Genomic DNA, 16911 nt, shown 5'->3' on the forward strand with positions numbered 1-16911 from the left:
TGTCACATGTCGGCAACACGCTGTAGTGACATGTCGACATGGATGGGGCGAATCAGCGCTGATAGCAGGGGGTGTGGCCCAAGAGGTCGGCGTTTCCGCCGGGAAATCCCCGCAGAACCGGTCTACCCGATTCAGCTACGCATCGATCCTGTTTGCGGATCGAAGTCGGGCGAAACTGCGGGCGAGGAGTCTTGACACATGCATCTGTGAGACGCCCAGCTCGGCGCTGATCTGGGACTGCGTGAGGTTGTTGTAGTAGCGCAGGAGCAGGATCCGCTGCTCGCGCTCGGGGAGCTGGACGAGCAGGTGCCGTACGAGGTCGCGGTGTTCGACGCCGTCCAGCTCGGGGTCCTCGTAGCCGAGCCGGTCGAGCAGCCCCGGCATCCCGTCGCCCTCCTGCGCGGCCTCCAGGGAGGTCGCGTGGTACGAGCGCCCGGCCTCGATGCAGGCGAGCACCTCGTCCTCGCCGATGCGCAGCCGCTCGGCGATCTCGGCGGTCGTCGGGGAGCGCCCGAAGGCGGTGGTCAGGTCCTCGCTCGCGGCGTTCACCTGCACCCACAGCTCGTGCAGCCGGCGCGGGACGTGCACGGTCCGTACGTTGTCGCGGAAGTACCGCTTGATCTCCCCGACCACGGTCGGCATGGCGAAGGTCGGGAACTGCACGCCGCGGTCCGGGTCGAACCGGTCGATGGCGTTGATCAGCCCGATCGTGCCGACCTGGACCACGTCCTCCATCGGCTCGTTGCGGCTGCGGAAGCGGGCCGCCGCGTAGCGCACCAGCGGCAGGTTGGCCTCGATCAGGGCGCCGCGCACCCGGGAGTGCTCCGGGCTGCCCGGCAGCAGGTTCTTGAGCTGGCCGAAGAGGACCTGGGTGAGCGCCCGGGTGTCGGCCCCGCGCGACTTCGCGGGCGGCGCCTGGGGCGCCGGTGTCTGTGGCACCTGTTGTGCCTGAGGTGCTTCTTGAGGCGCAGTACTGGCCGGCACGGTCAACCCCACCTCTGTTTCGTCAACTCTTCGATCAAAAGCGGTCATAGCATCACAAGACATGTGCACTGTGTGCAAGCACCGCATAACTACGTGTTGACGGGCCAGTTAGGGGCCGGCGGGTGTTCGAGGGCAGCGAAAAGCCCCTCACCGTTCAGGTGAGGGGCCGCTCGATCGTGTGACGCGGGGAGCGTCAGAACTCGTAGTCCGCGATCACCCACGTGGCGAACTCGCGCCACTGCGCGACGCCCGCCTGGTGGGCCGGGTGTTCGAGGTACCGCTGGAGGGCGTCGGTGTCCTCGACCGCCGAGTTGATCGCGAAGTCGTACGCGATGGGGCGGTCGGTGATGTTCCAGTCGCACTCCCAGAACGTCAGCTCGGGGATCTGCCCGCCCAGCGCGCGGAACGCCTCGACGCCCTTGACGACGCGGGGCTCGTCACGGCCGACGCCGTCGTTGAGCTTGAACAGGACCAGATGGCGGATCACGGGCGACGCTCCCTTGCCGGACTCACTTGCCGCCGTTGGCCACCCAGGTCATGAAGTCCCCGATGGACCGCGCGGCGGACGAGATGCCCTCGAACCCTATCTGGACGTAGTCCGCGGCCTTGGCGGGGTCGGTGATGATCAGATACAGCACGAACACGATCACCACGAAGAGCCCTATTTTCTTCGGATCCATCGCGTCCGGCCTCCCCTTGCCCCGTGCCCCGGTGTCCTGCGTTGCCAGTGTGTGCCCCTGTTACCGGCCGCGAGTCTAACGTGACGCTCTCTCACATGACCTTTAAGGACCAACGACCCCTCGTTCCAGGCCCTTTGCCGCGTCCCGGAGGCGTTCGCGTGCCGCAGCATTGGTGGTGAGCCCGGACGATCTGGCAGGAATCGGAAGGGCAGGGACCGGACCCCGACTGCGGGGTTCACGCCGCGTCTTCCCCCCTGAAGCGGCGTGGACCGACGGGAGTCCGTCCTCATCGGGGGAAGCGGTTCGCCCCCCGAAACCGCTTCCCCCGCCCCGAGCGGGACAGGATCCCCGGCGCCTTGGTCAGGCGCCGGGGATCTTCGTGTGTGCGGGGCCGCGCGACGGCCCGGACACGCAGAACGCCCCTCTTCCTCGGTGACCCGTGGAAGAGGGGCGTTGTCAGCGGTAGCGGTGGGATTTGAACCCACGGTGACGGGTTACGCCACACTCGCTTTCGAGGCGAGCTCCTTCGGCCGCTCGGACACGCTACCGAGAGGAACTCTAGCCCATAGGTGGCCGTGGTTTGAAATCCATATCCCTGAAGAAGCGGGTGAGGGGTTCGGCGCACTCGTCGGCGAGGACGCCGGTGATGACTTCGGGGCGGTGGTTGAGCCGTCGGTCGCGGAGCACGTCCCACAGGGAGCCGGCCGCCCCGGCCTTGTCGTCACGGGCTCCGTAGACGACGCGGTCGAGGCGGGACTGGACGGCGGTGCCCGCGCACATGGTGCACGGCTCCAGGGTGACGACGAGCGTGCAGCCGGTCAGCCGCCACTCCCCGAGCCGCTGTGCGGCCCTGCGGATCGCCAGGACCTCGGCGTGGGCGGTGGGATCACCGGTCAGCTCGCGTTCGTTGTGCGCGGTGGCGAGGACCGTCGTGCCGTCCGGGGCGAGCAGGACGGCACCGACGGGGACGTCGCCGCCCGCCGCGGCGAGCCCGGCCTCGGCCAGGGCCTGCCGCATGGCGGGCCGCCACGGGTCTCGTACGGGATCGGGGATGTCGGGGATGTCAGGGGTGTCGGGGGCCGGGGGCGTCACGGCCAGGAATCTAACCCGGGCGGCCCGGCCCCGTGGTCAGCGGACCGTTTCGAGGACCTCCGCGGCGCCCAGTGCGTCGGCGATCTCGCTCAGGGCGTCGGCCCCGTCGAGCGCGAGCAGTTCCTTCTCGGAGACGCCGAGGTCGGCGAGGATGTCGCGGTCCCCGAGCGGCCCCGCGGGGACCGCCTCGGAGGCCGGGCCACCGCCGCCGTCGTCCGGTTCGTCGCCGTCGTCGGCGGCGGGGTCCGGCTCGCCGTCCTCGGTGCCGTCCAGGTCGAGGGCGTCCAGTTCGTCGGCGTCCGGGTCCTTGCCGAGCAGTTCGTCGGTGAGCAGGATCTCGCCGTAACTGCTGCGGGCGGCGGCCGCCGCGTCCGAGACGTAGATGCGAGGGTCGTCCTCGCCGTCCACGCGGACGACGCCGAACCACACATCCTCCTGTTCGATGAAGACGAGGACCGTGTCGTCCCCCGCGTCGGCCTCGGCGGCCGCTTCGCGGGCCAGGTCGGACAGGTCCGACAGGGTCTCCACGTCGTCGAGCTCTGTATCGCTCGCTTCCCACCCGTCTTCGGTGCGCGCGAGCAGTGCGGCGAAGTACACCGTGACTCTCCCACTGGTCTCAGTGCCGGTCGGGGGTCCCCCCGGCGGAGTCTGATGGACGGGAGTGCAGTTCAAGCCCCGCCCACTCGGAATCGTGGCAGAAAGAACGCCGTCAGGAGAGGTCTTCCGTGCGCTGTGTTGGCGTCGCGTTCCCGACAGGCCACGCACACGGGTGCCAGATGTGAGTCACGTCACCTGCGGAGCACCGCTGAGCCGCCCGGAGCCGGTCCCCGGCCCCGGGCGCGCCGCGGCGTCACCAGCGGAACGTGCGCATCCGCATCTGCTGGCGCATGCGCGCGGCCCGGGCGCGGCGCGGCTGGACCCGGGCCCGCAGTTCGCGTGCCTCGGTCAGTTCACGCAGGAACACCGCGCGGCGGCGCCGTCGTTCGGCGTCCGTCTCGGGCTCGGGACGCTCCGCCGCCGCTGTGCCATCGGCGTCGGGGTCCTGCTGCGCTCGGCGCTCGCTGTCCGGCATGAGCCACCTCACCACCCCACTCGACGAGTCCTGTCCATTGTCCCCGACCCTCCGATTTCCCTCCCGGCGTGCCGTTGATGCCCGTGCGGCCCCTGTGCCGGGCCGGAGCGCGGGGGAGCCATGGGTCTGGGGCCCGGTTACTGTTGATGACATGCGGATCCACGTCGTCGACCACCCGCTGGTGGCGCACAAACTCACCACGCTGCGCGACAAGCGCACCGACTCCCCGACCTTCCGGCGCCTGGCCGACGAGCTGGTCACCCTGCTCGCCTACGAGGCGACCCGGGACGTGCGCACCGAGCAGGTCGACATCGACACCCCGGTCTCGCGGACGACGGGCGTGAAGCTGTCGTACCCGCGTCCGCTGGTGGTGCCGATCCTGCGGGCCGGTCTCGGCATGCTCGACGGCATGGTGCGGCTGCTGCCGACCGCCGAGGTGGGCTTCCTCGGCATGGTGCGCAACGAGGAGACGCTGCAGGCCTCCACGTATGCCACGCGCATGCCGGACGACCTCTCGGGCCGCCAGGTCTACGTCCTGGACCCGATGCTCGCCACGGGCGGCACGCTCGTCGCGGCGATCCAGGAGCTCATCAAGCGCGGTGCGGACGACGTCACCGCCGTGGTGCTGCTGGCCGCGCCCGAGGGCGTCGAGATCATGGAGCGGGAGCTGGCCGGGACGCCGGTCACCGTGGTGACCGCGTCGGTCGACGAGCGGCTGAACGAGAGCGGGTACATCGTGCCGGGCCTCGGCGACGCCGGTGACCGCATGTACGGCGCCGCGGAGTAGCTCCGCCGGGATCACGGACAAAGCCGCGGTCGCGTCCGCTCGGTACCTGAGCGGACGCGACCGCGGCTTTTCCGTGGTTGCTCGCGCGGTTTCCCGCGCCTCTTACGGGGCGCAGCTCGGGGAGGCGGAAGCGGCCGGTTCCGGGTGGGTCAGCGCGGCCAGCGCCTTGTCGGCGTCGGCCTTCGTGGACAGGGCCTTGAACTGCTTGCCGATGATGAGGTCCACCTCGGCCGGCTTGGCGCGGGTGTCCGTCTTCAGCTCGGCGCCGGCCAGCTGGGTGCCGAGGACGGGCAGCGCGGCGTCGGAGGCCGACTTGGCGCCGAGCAGTATCCCGACGCCCTTGACCTTCTTGTCGTACGCCTTTGTCGCGTTTCCTACGTCCCCGATCGCGAAGCCGCGCTTCTTCAGCTCGTCGGCGGTGTCCTTGGCCAGACCGCCGCGGGTCGTGGCGTTGAGGACATTGACCTTGATCTTCGCGGGGGCGGGCAGCTTCGCCGCGGCCTTGGCGGGGGTCGGGCTCGCGCTCGGATGCTTCGGGCAGTCCGCGGCGCCGGAGCCGGCCGCGCTGGCCTTGCCGCCACCCGTGAAGACATCGACGAGCTGGAACGATCCCCAGCCGATCAGGCCGATCGCCGCGACGGACGCGACGACGGCGAGCACGATCCTGCTGCGCGAGCGGCCGCGCCGCATACGGGGGTACTTGTCCCCCGTGATGCGGTACTTGCCGCCCATGCCGGGGGGAGTGAGCATGCTCATGGGCGCAGCGTAGTGCCGCCCGGCGGCGATGCCTATTAAATGATCAGTGGTGGCCGCTCAGTCCAACCCGAAAGGGCCAATACGGACTTGGGGGACGCCCGGCCGCCGGGTGACCGTCAGCCGAGTTCGAGGACGCGGGCGTGCAGCACCTGGCGCTGCTGGAGCGCGGCGCGGACGGCGCGGTGCAGCCCGTCCTCCAGGTACAGATCGCCCTGCCACTTCACGACGTGCGCGAAGAGATCGCCGTAGAACGTCGAGTCCTCGGCGAGCAGCGTTTCCAGGTCGAGCTGACCCTTGGTCGTCACGAGCTGATCGAGGCGGACCGGGCGCGGCGCGACGTCCGCCCACTGCCGGGTGCTTTCCCGGCCGTGGTCGGGGTACGGCCGGCCGTTTCCGATGCGCTTGAAGATCACACGGAAAGCCTACCGGGCCGGGCTCTCCGGGCGCAGCCATGGAGACGGAGTGCGACCCTGTGAAATAACGCCTTGAACTGGGGCGAAACAGGACCACTCAAACCCGGGACAGGGGCCTGAAATGAGTGACAGCGAGCCGATGTCGGGCGGACGCGAGAGTGGAGCCGACCCGTCCGGGGGAGAACCCGGCGCTTCCTTGACGCAGGAGGCGGAGCGTACGGACGGTGCGCACCCCGAGACCGTCACCGGAAGCCCGGCGCTGCCCGCCGGAGCGCTGGAGATCGCCGCCGGATACGCGTTCACCGGTCCTGCCCTCGAACTCGGCGCGCTGCTGTGGGACGGGCAGTGCCACCCGGACGCCCAGATCCGCATTCCGCTGTCCATGCTGAACCGGCACGGCCTCGTCGCGGGCGCCACCGGCACCGGCAAGACCAAGACCCTCCAGCTCGTCGCCGAACAGCTGGCCGCGCAGGGCGTGCCCGTCTTCCTCGCCGACATCAAGGGCGACGTCTCCGGGATCTCGGCGCCCGGCGAGGACGGCGAGAAGGTGCGCGAGCGGGCCGGGCAGGTGGGGCAGGAGTGGCGGGCCACCGGGTTCCCGTGCGAGTTCTACGCGCTCGGCGGCATCGGCACCGGCATCCCGCTGCGCGCGACCGTCACCAGTTTCGGCCCGGTGCTGCTGTCGAAGGTGCTCCAGCTCAACCAGACGCAGGAGCAGTCGCTCGGCCTGATCTTCCACTACGCGGACCAGAAGGGTCTGGAGCTCTACGACCTGAAGGACCTCCGGGCCGTCGTCACCTTCCTGACCTCGGACGAGGGCAAGCCCGAGCTGAAGACGATCGGCGGTCTGTCGAGCGTCACCGCCGGGGTGATCCTGCGGGCGCTGACCGCGTTCGAGGCGCAGGGCATGGGGGACTTCTTCGGGGAGCCGGAGTTCGACACCAGCGAGCTGCTGCGGACCGCCTCCGACGGGCGGGGCCTGGTCTCCGTACTGGAGCTGCCCGCCGTGCAGGACAAGCCGCAGCTGTTCTCGACGTTCCTGATGTGGCTGCTCGCCGATCTGTTCCAGCGGCTGCCCGAGGTCGGGGACGTGGAGAAGCCGAAGCTGGTGTTCTTCTTCGACGAGGCGCATCTGCTGTTCAACGGGGCGTCCAAGGCGTTCCTGGAGGCCATCACGCAGACCGTGCGGCTGATCCGTTCCAAGGGCGTCGGCATCTTCTTCGTGACGCAGACCCCGAAGGACGTGCCCTCCGACGTCCTCGGGCAGCTCGGCAACCGGGTCCAGCACGCGCTGCGCGCCTTCACGCCCGACGACCAGAAGGCGCTGAAGGCCACCGTGAAGACGTTCCCGAACTCCGGGTACGACCTGGAGGAGACGCTGACCTCGCTCGGCACCGGCGAGGCCGTGATCACCGTGCTCAGCGAGAAGGGGGCGCCGACGCCGGTCGCGGCGACCCGGCTGCGGGCGCCGGAGTCGCTGATGGGGCCGGTGGAGGCGGGGGCGCTCGACGCCGCCGTGAAGGGGTCGCTGCTGTACTCGCGGTACGCGGATGCCGTGGACCGGGAGTCGGCGTTCGAGAAGCTGACCGCGCGGGAGGCCGAGACGGCGGCCCGTAAGCAGGCTGAGGCCGACGCCAAGGCTGCCGCCCGGACCAGGAAGCCGTCCCAGGACGCGTCCGTCGTGGACCAGGTCGTGGGCAGCGGGATCTTCAAGTCGCTGGCGCGCTCGATGGGCACCCAGCTGGGCCGGGAGATCTCCCGCTCGATCTTCGGCACCCGGCGCCGTTAGCGTCTCGTTCGTCCGCGGGTCGGCGATGAGGGGGGCCGGGCGGCCGGTGGCCGCCCGGCGCTGTTCAGCCGGTGGTCCGCTTCGGGGGATTCTGCGGAGACCGCTCGCGGGGAGCCGAGGGTTCAGGGGACTGATGGGCGCGGGCGTCTCGCGCGGCCTCCGCGCGGAGCAGGGCGCGCAGCAGCGCGTACGGGTCCTTGGGCATGGTGGAGCGTCCTTTCGGTGCTGACAGGCAGAAAAGGTGGGTCCGGGAAATGCCGGACCTGTCAGCAGCGCAGGACGACGGTGCGCAGGGCGCGGTGTGAGAGACGTGCGGGGTGCTCGGCGGGAGACGGAACGGGCCGGGTCACCCGGGGGAACGGGCGGGGCGCCGGAGCCGCCGGAAGCCGCGTCGGATGCCCGGTGGACAGCCGGAGCGCGGCCTCGGGGGCGTCATGGTGCTCGCCGCCCTCGCAGGAGGCCGCGGCCACCGGAGGCGGGGCCGCCGCCTCGGCGGGCGGCGCGGCGAACGGGGCGAGCAGCAGCGCGAGAACCAGCAGGAGCGCGCCCGCCCACGTCCGGGCACGGCGGCCCGGCGCGGTGGGGAACGGCGCGACACTCATGCGTCGACTTGTCCCCCGGACGCGCCCGCGACGCAATCACCGGGCGCCCTTTTCCCCTCTCATGGGCTACGCGGGCGTCACTTGGCTGACGCCTTCGCGGCCTTCGCCGCCGCCTTCATCTCCTGCTTGTGCGCGCGGACCTTCGCCAGGGACTCGGGGCCGGTGATGTCGGCGACCGAGCGGAAAGCCTTCGCCTCGCCGTAGGCGCCGGCCGCGTCGCGCCAGCCGGTGGGGCGTACGCCGAGCTGCTTGCCGAGCAGGGCGAGGAAGATCTGGGCCTTCTGCTTGCCGAAGCCGGGCAGCTCGACGAGCCGGGCGAGCAGCTCCCTGCCGGTGCCGACGCCGGTCCAGACGGCGGCCGCGTCGCCGTCGTAGTGCTCGACCAGGTACTGGCACAGCTGCTGGATCCGCTTGGCCATCGACCCGGGGTAGCGGTGCACGGCTGGCTTCTCGGAGAGCAGCGCGGCGAACTCCTCGGGGTCCCGGGCGGCGATCTCGTGGGCGTCGAGGTCGTCGGCGCCGAGCCGGTCGGCGATCGTGCGGGGCCCGGCGAAGGCCCACTCCATGGGCACCTGCTGGTCGAGGAGCATCCCGACCAGCGCGGCGAGCGGGCTGCGGCCCAGCAGTTCGTCGGCGGCGGGGTCCTGGGCGAGGTGGAGGGTCACGTCCATACGTCGATGATGGCCCACCCGCGCGGTTCCGACATGTGGAGATTAGGTTAGGCTCACCTAATAAAGAGGGAAGTCGAGTGGGGGAACGGTGAACTTCGAGATTTTCCGGGACGCGTGGGGGATACCGCACCTGCGGGCGGACGACGCGTCGGCGCTCGCGTACGCGCAGGGGTACGTGACCGCCGCCGACCGCGGCTGGCAGATCGAGGTCGAGCGGTACCGGATGCTCGGCACCTCCGCCGGGCTGCTCGGGGCGGGCGAGGCCGGCTGGGACGCCTTCGCGCGGCGGGCCCGGCTCGCGGACACCGCCCGCCGCTGCCTCGACACCCTCGACCCGGACACCCGCGCCTGGGTGGCCGCGTACGTCGACGGGGTCAACCACGGCCTGCGCGAACACGGCGGCCGCGCCCCGGAGTTCGCCCGGACCGGCGCGACGCCGGGCCGCTGGGAGCCGTGGACACCGCTCGGCGTGTGGCTGTCGACGCACGTACTGTTCGCCGGGTTCCCCGGGAAGCTGTGGCGCGACGAGGTCGTGAGGCGGCTCGGGGCCGACGCGGTGGAGCTGTTCGCGACCGACGGCCCCGGCACGCTGGGCAGCAACGGCTGGCTGGTAGACGCGGCCCGCGCCGCGGACGGCGGCGCGCTGATCGCGGGCGACCCGCACCGGTACATCGAGGACCCGGGCGTCTACCAGCAGATCCGGCTGGCCTGCCCGGAGTTCGACGTGGTGGGCCTCGCCGTGCCGGGCGTCCCCGGCATCGGCCACTTCGGGCACGCGGGCTCTGTCGCCTGGGCCATCACCAACGCCATGGCCGACTACCAGGACCTGTACCGCGAGCGGCTGCGACGCACCGGCGACGGCGGCGTCGAGGCGCTGGGCCCCGACGGCTGGCGCCCGGCCCACGCGCACGTGGAAGAGGGCGTGGAGGTCGTCGAGACCGAGCGCGGCGTCGTCGTCATCGGCGGGCCCGACGAGGGCGAGGGCATCAGCCTGCGCCAGCCCGCCCGCGTCTTCGGCAACCTCGGGTTCGCCACGCTGCCCGCGCTGCTGCGCGCCCGTACCGTCGCCGACGTGGACCGGGCCCTGGAGGGCTGGGCCGAGCCGGTCAACGTCGTGTTCGCCGCCGACACCGAGGGCGGCCTGCTGCACCGGGTCGCGGGCACCGTGCCCGTGCGCGACCCGGAGAACGGGGTGCGGGTGGTGCCCGCGTGGGAGGAGCGGTACGCGTGGCGCGGCGTCCACGACCCGCTGCCGCGCGCCGAGGTCGACGGCGTCGCCGTCATGGCCAACGAGCGCTCCCTGGCCGCGCCGCTCGGCACCGAGTTCGCACCGCCGCACCGCGCCCGCCGCATCGCCGAACTGCTCGCCGGACGGGAGACCTGGGCCGCCGCGGACATGGCCGCCGTGCACACCGACACTGCGCTGGCCTCCGCCAAGCCCCTTCTCGACCTGGTCGAGTGCCTCGACGGACTCTCCCCGGAGGCCGCCCGGCTGCGCGCGTCGCTGCTGAACTGGGACCGGCGGATGGAGTCGGGCAGCGTGCGCGCCGCCGCGTACGCCCGGGTCCGGTCCGCCGTCGTGCTGCGGATCGCCGCCCATCCGTCCCTCGCGACCCTGACCGGTCTGGGCCCCGGCTACCCGGAGGTCTTCCGGCCCTGGCTCGCGCTCGTACCGCGCGTCGCGTACGGCCTGGAGAACCTGCTGACGGCCGACCGGCTCCCGTACGGGGACCGGCTCACGGCCGTCCGGGAGGCGGTCGAGGAGGTCGCGGGCGCGGCGGAGGCGACCTGGGGCGAGCTGCACCGGCTCGCCGCCTGGCAGGCGCTGCCCGACCACGGCGCCGAGCGGCCCGCCCTCGGCGGCGACCACGACTGCGTGCTGTCCACGTCGAGCGTGCCCGGCATCACCGACCTCGCCGCGCGCGGGCCCGCCGCCCGCTATGTGTGGGACCTCGCGCGGCGCGACAACAGCCGCTGGATCGTGCCGCACGGCGCGTCCGGCGTCCCCGGCACGCCCCACCACCGCGACCAGCTGCCCCTGTGGCTGCGCGGCGAACCCGCCCCGGTCGTCACCGACTTCGACCGGCTCACCCCGAGCAAGGAGACCCCAGTGCTGGACGTGTACGAGCGTGCTGTCGACGGCTTCGGCACCTTCCGGCTCGGGCCCGTCGACCCGGCCGGCGCCGACATCGACGTGCTGCACGGCTGGGTGCGCGAGGAGCGTGCCGTCTTCTGGGGGATGACCGGCCTGGACCGCGACGCCGTCCGCGACATCTACGCGCACATGGACACCCTCGACACCCACCACGCCTTCCTGGTCCGCCTCGACGGGGTCCCGGTCGCGCTCTTCCAGACGTACGAGCCGGAGGCCGACCGGGTCAGCGAGTGCTACGAGGTGCGGGACGGGGACATCGGCGTGCATCTGCTCGTCGGGCCGCCCGCCGGGAGGACCGGCGCCCGGCACGGGTTCACCGGGGCCCTGGCCGACGTCCTCGTCTCGTACGCGCTCGACGGGCTCGGCGCGAAGCGGATCGTCGTCGAGCCGGACGCTCGCAACGACAAGGCGATCGCGCTGTTCGCCCGCTCCGGGTTCGAGCTCGTCGGCGGGATCGTGCTGCCGGAGGTGGACCTGCCCGAGGTGTACCTGCCGGAGAAGCGCGCCCAACTGGCGCTCTACACAAGGTAGTTCAGGAGCGGGCGATCAGCAGGGCCGAGGCGGTGACGCCGACCGTGACGATGACGGCCCGCAGCGCGGTCGGCGGCAGCCTGCGGCCCACGCGGGCGCCGAGCAGGCCGCCCGCCGTGGAGCCCGCCGCGATCAGCGCCGCCACCGCCCAGTCGACGTCGGCGACCGCGATGAAGACGACGGCGGCGATGCCGTTGACCAGCGACGCCAGCACGTTCTTCGCGGCGTTCAGGCGTTGCAGGTCGTCGCGGAGCACCGCCCCGAACATGCCCATGAGCAGCACGCCCTGGGCGGCCCCGAAGTAGCCGCCGTAGACGCCCGTACCGAGGACGCCGAGCCACATCGGCACACCGCCGTCGGTACGGGCGGCCCCCCTCTGGTCCTGCCGCGCCTTCATCCACCGGTTCAGCCGCGGCTGGACCAGGACGAGGACGCACGCGGTGAGGATCAGGACCGGCACGATGCGGCGGAACGCGGCGTCGGGCAGCCGCAGCAGGAGCAGCGCCCCCACGAGCCCGCCGAGCAGCGACGCGGCGCCGAACCGGATCAACCGCCGCCGCTGGCCGCGCAGTTCGCGCCGGTAGCCGTACGCGGCCGAGAGCACCCCGGGCACCAGGCCCACGTTGTTGGAGACGTTCGCGAGCACCGGCGGGTAGCCGAAGGCGAGCAGGGTCGGGAACGTGATCAGGGTGCCGGAGCCGACCACCGCGTTCATGCCGCCCGCCGCGACCCCGGCGGCGCCGATCGCCACCGCTTCCATCACGTCCACCGCTCGCCGCTCCTCACCGGTAGAAACAGGTCGCCTCAACGGGTCGGCACCCGCCCGGAGTTCGCGACCTCCGTGACGGGTTGCCGCCCTGGGCCGTCCCGCCGACGATCGTGCTCCGCGCGCCCGATCCAAGTCAATCCTCGGGTTTTCTTGCAGATACCCAAGCTGTAGCTTCAGCCGGTGTGACCCTCGACGACCTCCGCGTCTTCGTCGCCGTCTGCCGCGCGGGCAGTCTCAGCGCCGTCGCACGCGACCTTTCCTGCACGCAGTCCGCCGTCAGCCAGCACGTCAAGCGGCTGGAGAAGGAGACCGGCATCGGGCTGCTCGAACGGCATGCGCGCGGGGTCGTGCCCACCCCCGCCGGCCGGATCCTGCGCGCCGCGGCGGCCGACGGGATCGGCGCCCTCGACGACGCGCTGCGCCGCCTGGACGACCTGGCGCGCGGCGCGAGCGGCTCGGTGCGGGTGACCACCGGCGCCACCTCGGTGCGGCACTTCATGGCCGAGGCGATCGTCGCCTACCGGCGCGGGCACCCGCAGATCAGCCTGGAGTTCCAGACGGTCAGCTCCAGCCGCAGCTGCTTCGAGGCGCTGGCCGCGCACGACCTGGACCTCGCCTGGATCACCATGGGGCCCGTCGAGCGCGGCATCGAGCTGCGGCCCGTGGTCGAGCTGCCCTGGGTGCTCGCCGTGCAGGAGCACGACCCGCTGGCCGCCAGGCTGTCCGTCGAACCGGCCGATCTGGCGGACTCGGCGCAGCTGATCCTGCCGCCCGAGCACTCCACGTCCCGCTCCCATCTGAACGACCGCTTCGCCGAGCTGGGCATCGCGGGCGCGGCGGCCGCGGGCACCGGCATCGCCGACTGGGACACCGCCGCGCACCTGGCGCAGCTCGGTCTCGGCCACGCCGTCGTCCCCGATCTGCCGGGCCTGCGCGGCCCCGGCCACCCCGGGCTCGTCCTCGTCCCCGTCCCCTGCCTGCCGCCGCTCCAGGTCGGCTGGGCGGTGCGCCGCTGGGCCGCGCTGTCGCCGCCCGCCCGCGCCTTCGCGGACCTGGTGGAGGCCAGCTGCCCCGGCGCCACGGTGCGCCCGAACGGCTGACACGGTCTCGCGCGCGCCGCCCGCCGCGGCCACGCTGACCCCATGACGACCACACACCATCTCGCCGCCCTCGCCGACGACCACCTGGCCGCGGCCCGCTCGGCCCCGCACGGCCGCAGCGCCGAACTGATTCTGCACGAGGACCAGTTGCGGCAGAGCGTCATCGCCCTGGTGGAGGGCAACGCCCTGGAGGAGCACAACGCCCCGCCCGCGGCCGCCCTCCAGATCCTCACCGGCCGCGTCCGCCTGACCGCCGTCTCGGGCGACGTGGAACTGGGCGCGGGCGATCTGCGGCCGATCCCCCAGGAGCGGCACGGGCTGGTGGCGCTGACCGACGCGGTGGTGCTGCTGACGGCGGTGACGGCCTGACCCGGCCCGCTCACAGCACCGCGCCGAGCGCCTTCTCCGGCTCCAGCGCGGCGCCCTCCCGGAACCGTACGCCGAACAGCGCGCCGCCCAGGGCGCCGCGGACCCGGGCCGTGATCCGCTCCACGTCGCCGCTCTCCGCCGCGGGCAGCGGCGCCCCGACACCCCGCCGGGCCGCGTCCGCCGCGCCCAGCAGCAGCGCGGCCCCCGCCGCGTCGCCCGCCAGGGACACCGCCCCGGCCAGCCCCTCCAGCGTCAGCGCGTAGGCGCGCGGCTCGGCGAGGACCCGGGCGGCGGCCAGGCCGCGCAGATGGTGGGCGCGGGCGGCGACGGCATCGCCGTCCAGCTCGGCGAGGAACCCGAACTCGGCGGCGCAGAGATGGTCGCCGGCGGGGGAGGAGACGTCCCCGTGGCCGTCGCGCAGCCGGACCAGGTGCGCCCGGGCCGCGTCGAGGTCACCCGCACGGCGGGCGCCGAGGGCCAGCCCCATCTCGGCGTGCACCTCCCCGTACCGGTAGCCCTGCTCGACGGCCCGGGCCCGCGCCTGTTCGTGCAGGTCGCGGGCGCGGGCCCAGTCGTGCCGCAGCAGGGCGACGCGGCCGAGCCCGGAGAGGCGGGCCGCGACCTCGGCGGCGAGCCCGAGCTCCTCGGCCAGGGCGAGCCCGGCCCGGCCGAGCGTCTCCGCCTCCTCGTAGTCGCCCCGGATCTCGGCCAGCGCGGCGAGCGGCCCGACGGTCTGCAACTCGCCCCACCGGTCGCCGCGTTCCCGCAGCAGCGCGGCCGCGCGGCGGCCGTCCCGTTCCAGCGCGGACAGGTCGCCGCGGATCAGGGCGTGCAGTGCGCGCAGGGCGAGGGTGGCGGCGGTGGCCCAGGTGTCGTCCCCGGGCGGCGGGCACGCGTCGAGCAGGCGTCCGCAGGCGTCGGGGGCGCCGCCGTGGAACAGGGCGTAGGCGCAGAGCCAGGACGTGGGGGCCGACACACCGTCCGCCGGGAGCGCGGCGGCGGCCGGGCCCACGGCCCCGGTCAGCAGGGCGAACGCGCCTGTCAGCGCACGCAGTTCACCGTCGCGGGCCGGGTCGGGCAGCGCCGACAGGGCCCGGTGTCCTTCGGTGAGGCGGCCGCGCAGCAGCCACCACCAGGCGAGCGCCGCGCCGAGCCGCCGCGCCGCGTCGGGGTCGGCGCGGACCGCCGTGTCGAGGGCGGCCCGCAGGTTCCCGGCCTCGGCGTCGAGCAGCCCGAGCCACTCCTGCTGGCCGGCGCCGCGCAGCCGGGGCGCGGCCCGCTCCGCGAGCCCGAGGTAGTACCGCAGGTGCCGGTCCCGTACGGCGGTGTCCTCCTGGCCCGTGAGCCGTTCCAGGGCGTATGCGGCGACGGACTCCAGCAGCCGGTAGCGCGGCCGGGGACCGGGCACGGCCACGACCAGGGACCGTTCGACCAGGCGCGTCACGAGATCCAGGACGTCCTCGCGGGCCACCTCCCCGCCCGCGCACACCGCTTCCGCCGCGTCCAGGGCGCAGCCGTCCCGGTGCACGGCAAGGCGCCGCAGCACGGTCCGCTCCGGGCCGCCGAGCAGCTCCCAGCTCCAGTCGAGCACCGCCCGCAGAGTGCTCTGCCGTGCGGGCACGCCGCGCTGCCGTGCCCCGAGCAGCCGGAACCGGTCGTCGATGCGCGCGGCCAGTTCCCGTACGCCCAGGGCCCGTACGCGGGTGGCGGCCAGTTCGAGGGCGAGCGGGATGCCGTCGAGGCGGCGGCAGATCTCGGCGACGGCCTCAGGGGCGTCGGCGGGGTCGTACCCGGGCGCCGAGGCGGCGGCCCGCGCCGTGAACAGGCTGACGGCGTCGGCCGCCCGCAGCGGTTCCACGGCCCGCACGGCCTCCCCGGAGCCGGTCAGCCCCAGGGGTTCCTGGCCGGTGGCGAGGACGCGCAGCCGCGAGGTCGAGCGCAGCAGGACGTACGCCAGTTCGGCGGCGGCCTCGACGACGTGCTCGCAGTTGTCGAGGACGAGGAGCCCGTCGCGCTCGCGCAGGGCGGCGGCGAGCCGCCGCACGGGCGCGTCGCCGGGCGGGCCCGCGTGGGGCGCGTCCTCGCGCAGGCCGAGGGCGGCGGCGACGGCCTGCGCGAGATCGTCGGCGTCGCTGCCGCCGGGCAGCCCCGCGAGCTCGACGAGCCACACGCCGCCGGGCGCACCGGCCCGCCGGGCGGCCGCCACCGCCAGCCGGGTCTTGCCCACCCCGCCCGGCCCGGTCAGCGTCACCAGCCGGTTCCCGGCGAGGAGAGCGCGGACCTCGACGAGATCCCGGTCCCGGCCGATGAGGGGGGTCGGTGGGGCCGGGAGGTGCGGCGCGGGGGCGTCCGCAGGCTGCGCGGGGCCGTCCGGGGACAGGGGCTCGTGCCGCAGGATCCGGGTGTGCAGGGACGCCAGGTCCGGAGTCGGGTCCACCCCCAGGTCGCGTGCGAGAACCCGGCGCAGTTCCTCGTACGAGGCGAGGGCCTCGCCCTGTCGCCCGGCGAGATACAGGGCGCGCATGTGCAGCGCCCGCAGCCGCTCCCGCAGCGGGTGCCGGGCCACGAGCCCGCCCAGCTCACCGGCGACCAGCCCGTGCCGCCCCGACGCGATCCGGGCGGCGGCCCGCTCCTCCAGCGCGACCAGGCGCACCTCCTCCAGCCGCCGCACCGGTTCCCGTACGAAGTCGGCGTCGGCGAAGTCGGCGAACGCCGGTCCGCGCCACAACTCCAGCGCGGAGTCGAGGAGTTCGACCCGTCGTGCCGGATCCGAGGCGGCCCGCGCCCGCTCCACGAGGTCCCGGAACGTCACCGCGTCCACCTCGGCGCCGGTCAGGTCGAGCCGGTAGCCCGGCGCCTGCCGCACCACCCGCGCGCGGCCGACGGCCCGGCGCAGCTGGGACACCTTGGCCTGAAGCGCGTTGGCCGGTTTGCCCGGCGGCCGCGCGCCCCACAGGTCCTCCACGAGCCGGTCCACGGAGACGACCCGCCCCTCGTGCGCCAGCAGCACGGCCAGCAGCGCCCGCACCTTCAGCTCGGGCACCCCGACCGCGTCCCCGCCGCCGCGCTCCCGGACGACGAGTCCCCCCAACACCCCGAACCACATGGGGAAACGGTAACGCCGGGCCCCGCGCTCCCACG

At 73.5% G+C, this 16911-nt stretch carries 18 protein-coding genes and 1 tRNA gene; 5 read left to right on the forward strand and 14 right to left on the reverse strand.

Features of this window, described 5'->3' with window-relative positions:
- Positions 1-135 precede the first annotated feature (135 nt).
- From ABII15_RS19850 to ABII15_RS19880, 7 genes are all read right to left on the reverse strand, one after another.
- Complete coding sequence (locus ABII15_RS19850) at positions 136-1032, reverse strand: RNA polymerase sigma factor SigF (protein ID WP_353943674.1); 897 nt, start codon at positions 1030-1032, stop codon at positions 136-138.
- Between the two features lie 145 nt (positions 1033-1177).
- Positions 1178-1471: a Dabb family protein gene (locus ABII15_RS19855; RefSeq protein ID WP_353943675.1), complete on the reverse strand. Its 294-nt coding sequence runs from the start codon at positions 1469-1471 to the stop codon at positions 1178-1180.
- A 22-nt stretch (positions 1472-1493) separates the two neighbouring features.
- Positions 1494-1664 carry a hypothetical protein gene (locus ABII15_RS19860; RefSeq protein ID WP_351449614.1) on the reverse strand — a complete coding sequence of 57 codons (171 nt, stop codon included), beginning with the start codon at positions 1662-1664 and terminating at the stop codon, positions 1494-1496.
- Positions 1665-2124: 460 nt separating this feature from the next.
- Positions 2125-2212: transfer RNA gene (locus ABII15_RS19865), tRNA-Ser, on the reverse strand.
- Positions 2213-2222: 10 nt separating this feature from the next.
- Positions 2223-2681, reverse strand: a complete 459-nt coding sequence (gene tadA / locus ABII15_RS19870; RefSeq protein ID WP_353947119.1) for a tRNA adenosine(34) deaminase TadA — start codon at positions 2679-2681, stop codon at positions 2223-2225.
- Between the two features lie 111 nt (positions 2682-2792).
- Complete coding sequence (locus ABII15_RS19875) at positions 2793-3353, reverse strand: hypothetical protein (protein ID WP_353943676.1); 561 nt, start codon at positions 3351-3353, stop codon at positions 2793-2795.
- A gap of 253 nt (positions 3354-3606) precedes the next feature.
- Positions 3607-3828: a hypothetical protein gene (locus ABII15_RS19880; RefSeq protein WP_353943677.1), complete on the reverse strand. Its 222-nt coding sequence runs from the start codon at positions 3826-3828 to the stop codon at positions 3607-3609.
- A 151-nt stretch (positions 3829-3979) separates the two neighbouring features.
- Between ABII15_RS19880 and upp the strand changes: the two genes are divergently transcribed.
- Complete coding sequence (gene upp / locus ABII15_RS19885; protein ID WP_111667532.1) at positions 3980-4615, forward strand: uracil phosphoribosyltransferase; 636 nt, start codon at positions 3980-3982, stop codon at positions 4613-4615.
- Between the two features lie 102 nt (positions 4616-4717).
- On the opposite strand, the gene ABII15_RS19890 is transcribed toward upp, so the two are convergent.
- Together ABII15_RS19890 and ABII15_RS19895 are read right to left on the reverse strand one after the other, a co-directional pair.
- Positions 4718-5371 (reverse strand): LytR C-terminal domain-containing protein, encoded by a 654-nt coding sequence (locus ABII15_RS19890; RefSeq protein WP_353943678.1) that lies wholly within the window; start codon positions 5369-5371, stop codon positions 4718-4720.
- A gap of 116 nt (positions 5372-5487) precedes the next feature.
- Positions 5488-5784, reverse strand: coding sequence for a type II toxin-antitoxin system VapB family antitoxin (locus ABII15_RS19895; RefSeq protein ID WP_003955420.1), 297 nt, complete (start codon positions 5782-5784; stop codon positions 5488-5490).
- Positions 5785-5905: 121 nt separating this feature from the next.
- Here ABII15_RS19895 and ABII15_RS19900 point away from each other — a divergent pair, with 121 nt between their 5' ends.
- Positions 5906-7573, forward strand: a complete 1668-nt coding sequence (locus tag ABII15_RS19900; RefSeq protein ID WP_353943679.1) for a helicase HerA-like domain-containing protein — start codon at positions 5906-5908, stop codon at positions 7571-7573.
- Between the two features lie 64 nt (positions 7574-7637).
- On the opposite strand, the gene ABII15_RS19905 is transcribed toward ABII15_RS19900, so the two are convergent.
- The 3 genes from ABII15_RS19905 to ABII15_RS19915 form a co-directional block, all read right to left on the reverse strand.
- Positions 7638-7778: a hypothetical protein gene (locus ABII15_RS19905; protein WP_353943680.1), complete on the reverse strand. Its 141-nt coding sequence runs from the start codon at positions 7776-7778 to the stop codon at positions 7638-7640.
- 61 nt (positions 7779-7839) lie between these two features.
- Positions 7840-8175, reverse strand: a complete 336-nt coding sequence (locus tag ABII15_RS19910; protein WP_353943681.1) for a hypothetical protein — start codon at positions 8173-8175, stop codon at positions 7840-7842.
- Between the two features lie 77 nt (positions 8176-8252).
- The gene (locus ABII15_RS19915) at positions 8253-8846 is read right to left on the reverse strand and encodes an HhH-GPD-type base excision DNA repair protein (RefSeq protein ID WP_353943682.1); all 594 of its coding nucleotides are present in this window, start codon (positions 8844-8846) and stop codon (positions 8253-8255) included.
- A gap of 88 nt (positions 8847-8934) precedes the next feature.
- Here ABII15_RS19915 and ABII15_RS19920 point away from each other — a divergent pair, with 88 nt between their 5' ends.
- Positions 8935-11532 (forward strand): GNAT family N-acetyltransferase, encoded by a 2598-nt coding sequence (locus ABII15_RS19920; RefSeq protein WP_353943683.1) that lies wholly within the window; start codon positions 8935-8937, stop codon positions 11530-11532.
- Between the two features lies 1 nt (position 11533).
- Here the strand turns inward: ABII15_RS19920 and ABII15_RS19925 are convergent, their stop codons facing one another.
- The gene (locus ABII15_RS19925; RefSeq protein ID WP_353943684.1) at positions 11534-12301 is read right to left on the reverse strand and encodes a sulfite exporter TauE/SafE family protein; all 768 of its coding nucleotides are present in this window, start codon (positions 12299-12301) and stop codon (positions 11534-11536) included.
- A 182-nt stretch (positions 12302-12483) separates the two neighbouring features.
- Here ABII15_RS19925 and ABII15_RS19930 point away from each other — a divergent pair, with 182 nt between their 5' ends.
- Positions 12484-13401: a LysR family transcriptional regulator gene (locus ABII15_RS19930; protein WP_353943685.1), complete on the forward strand. Its 918-nt coding sequence runs from the start codon at positions 12484-12486 to the stop codon at positions 13399-13401.
- Between the two features lie 42 nt (positions 13402-13443).
- Positions 13444-13770: a cupin gene (locus tag ABII15_RS19935; protein WP_353943686.1), complete on the forward strand. Its 327-nt coding sequence runs from the start codon at positions 13444-13446 to the stop codon at positions 13768-13770.
- A gap of 10 nt (positions 13771-13780) precedes the next feature.
- Here ABII15_RS19935 and ABII15_RS19940 read toward each other — a convergent pair whose 3' ends face one another.
- Entirely contained in the window at positions 13781-16876 is a 3096-nt protein-coding gene (locus tag ABII15_RS19940; RefSeq protein WP_353943687.1) for a BTAD domain-containing putative transcriptional regulator, read from the reverse strand.
- Between the last annotated feature and the right edge of the window lie 35 nt (positions 16877-16911).

Source organism: Streptomyces sp. HUAS MG91 (assembly GCF_040529335.1).
GTDB lineage: Bacteria > Actinomycetota > Actinomycetes > Streptomycetales > Streptomycetaceae > Streptomyces > Streptomyces tabacisoli.

Excerpts from the sequence above, each read along its gene's own strand:
- ABII15_RS19935 (WP_353943686.1), top strand. The coding sequence starts at position 13,444 with ATGACGACCACACACCATCTCGCCGCCCTCGCCGACGACCACCTGGCC.
- tadA (WP_353947119.1), bottom strand. The coding sequence starts at position 2,681 with ATGCGGCAGGCCCTGGCCGAGGCCGGGCTCGCCGCGGCGGGCGGCGAC.
- upp (WP_111667532.1), top strand. The coding sequence starts at position 3,980 with ATGCGGATCCACGTCGTCGACCACCCGCTGGTGGCGCACAAACTCACC.
- ABII15_RS19880 (WP_353943677.1), bottom strand. The coding sequence starts at position 3,828 with ATGCCGGACAGCGAGCGCCGAGCGCAGCAGGACCCCGACGCCGATGGC.
- ABII15_RS19900 (WP_353943679.1), top strand. The coding sequence starts at position 5,906 with ATGAGTGACAGCGAGCCGATGTCGGGCGGACGCGAGAGTGGAGCCGAC.
- ABII15_RS19910 (WP_353943681.1), bottom strand. The coding sequence starts at position 8,175 with ATGAGTGTCGCGCCGTTCCCCACCGCGCCGGGCCGCCGTGCCCGGACG.
- ABII15_RS19915 (WP_353943682.1), bottom strand. The coding sequence starts at position 8,846 with ATGGACGTGACCCTCCACCTCGCCCAGGACCCCGCCGCCGACGAACTG.
- ABII15_RS19905 (WP_353943680.1), bottom strand. The coding sequence starts at position 7,778 with ATGCCCAAGGACCCGTACGCGCTGCTGCGCGCCCTGCTCCGCGCGGAG.
- ABII15_RS19850 (WP_353943674.1), bottom strand. The coding sequence starts at position 1,032 with ATGACCGCTTTTGATCGAAGAGTTGACGAAACAGAGGTGGGGTTGACC.
- ABII15_RS19860 (WP_351449614.1), bottom strand. The coding sequence starts at position 1,664 with ATGGATCCGAAGAAAATAGGGCTCTTCGTGGTGATCGTGTTCGTGCTG.
- ABII15_RS19940 (WP_353943687.1), bottom strand. The coding sequence starts at position 16,876 with ATGTGGTTCGGGGTGTTGGGGGGACTCGTCGTCCGGGAGCGCGGCGGC.
- ABII15_RS19890 (WP_353943678.1), bottom strand. The coding sequence starts at position 5,371 with ATGAGCATGCTCACTCCCCCCGGCATGGGCGGCAAGTACCGCATCACG.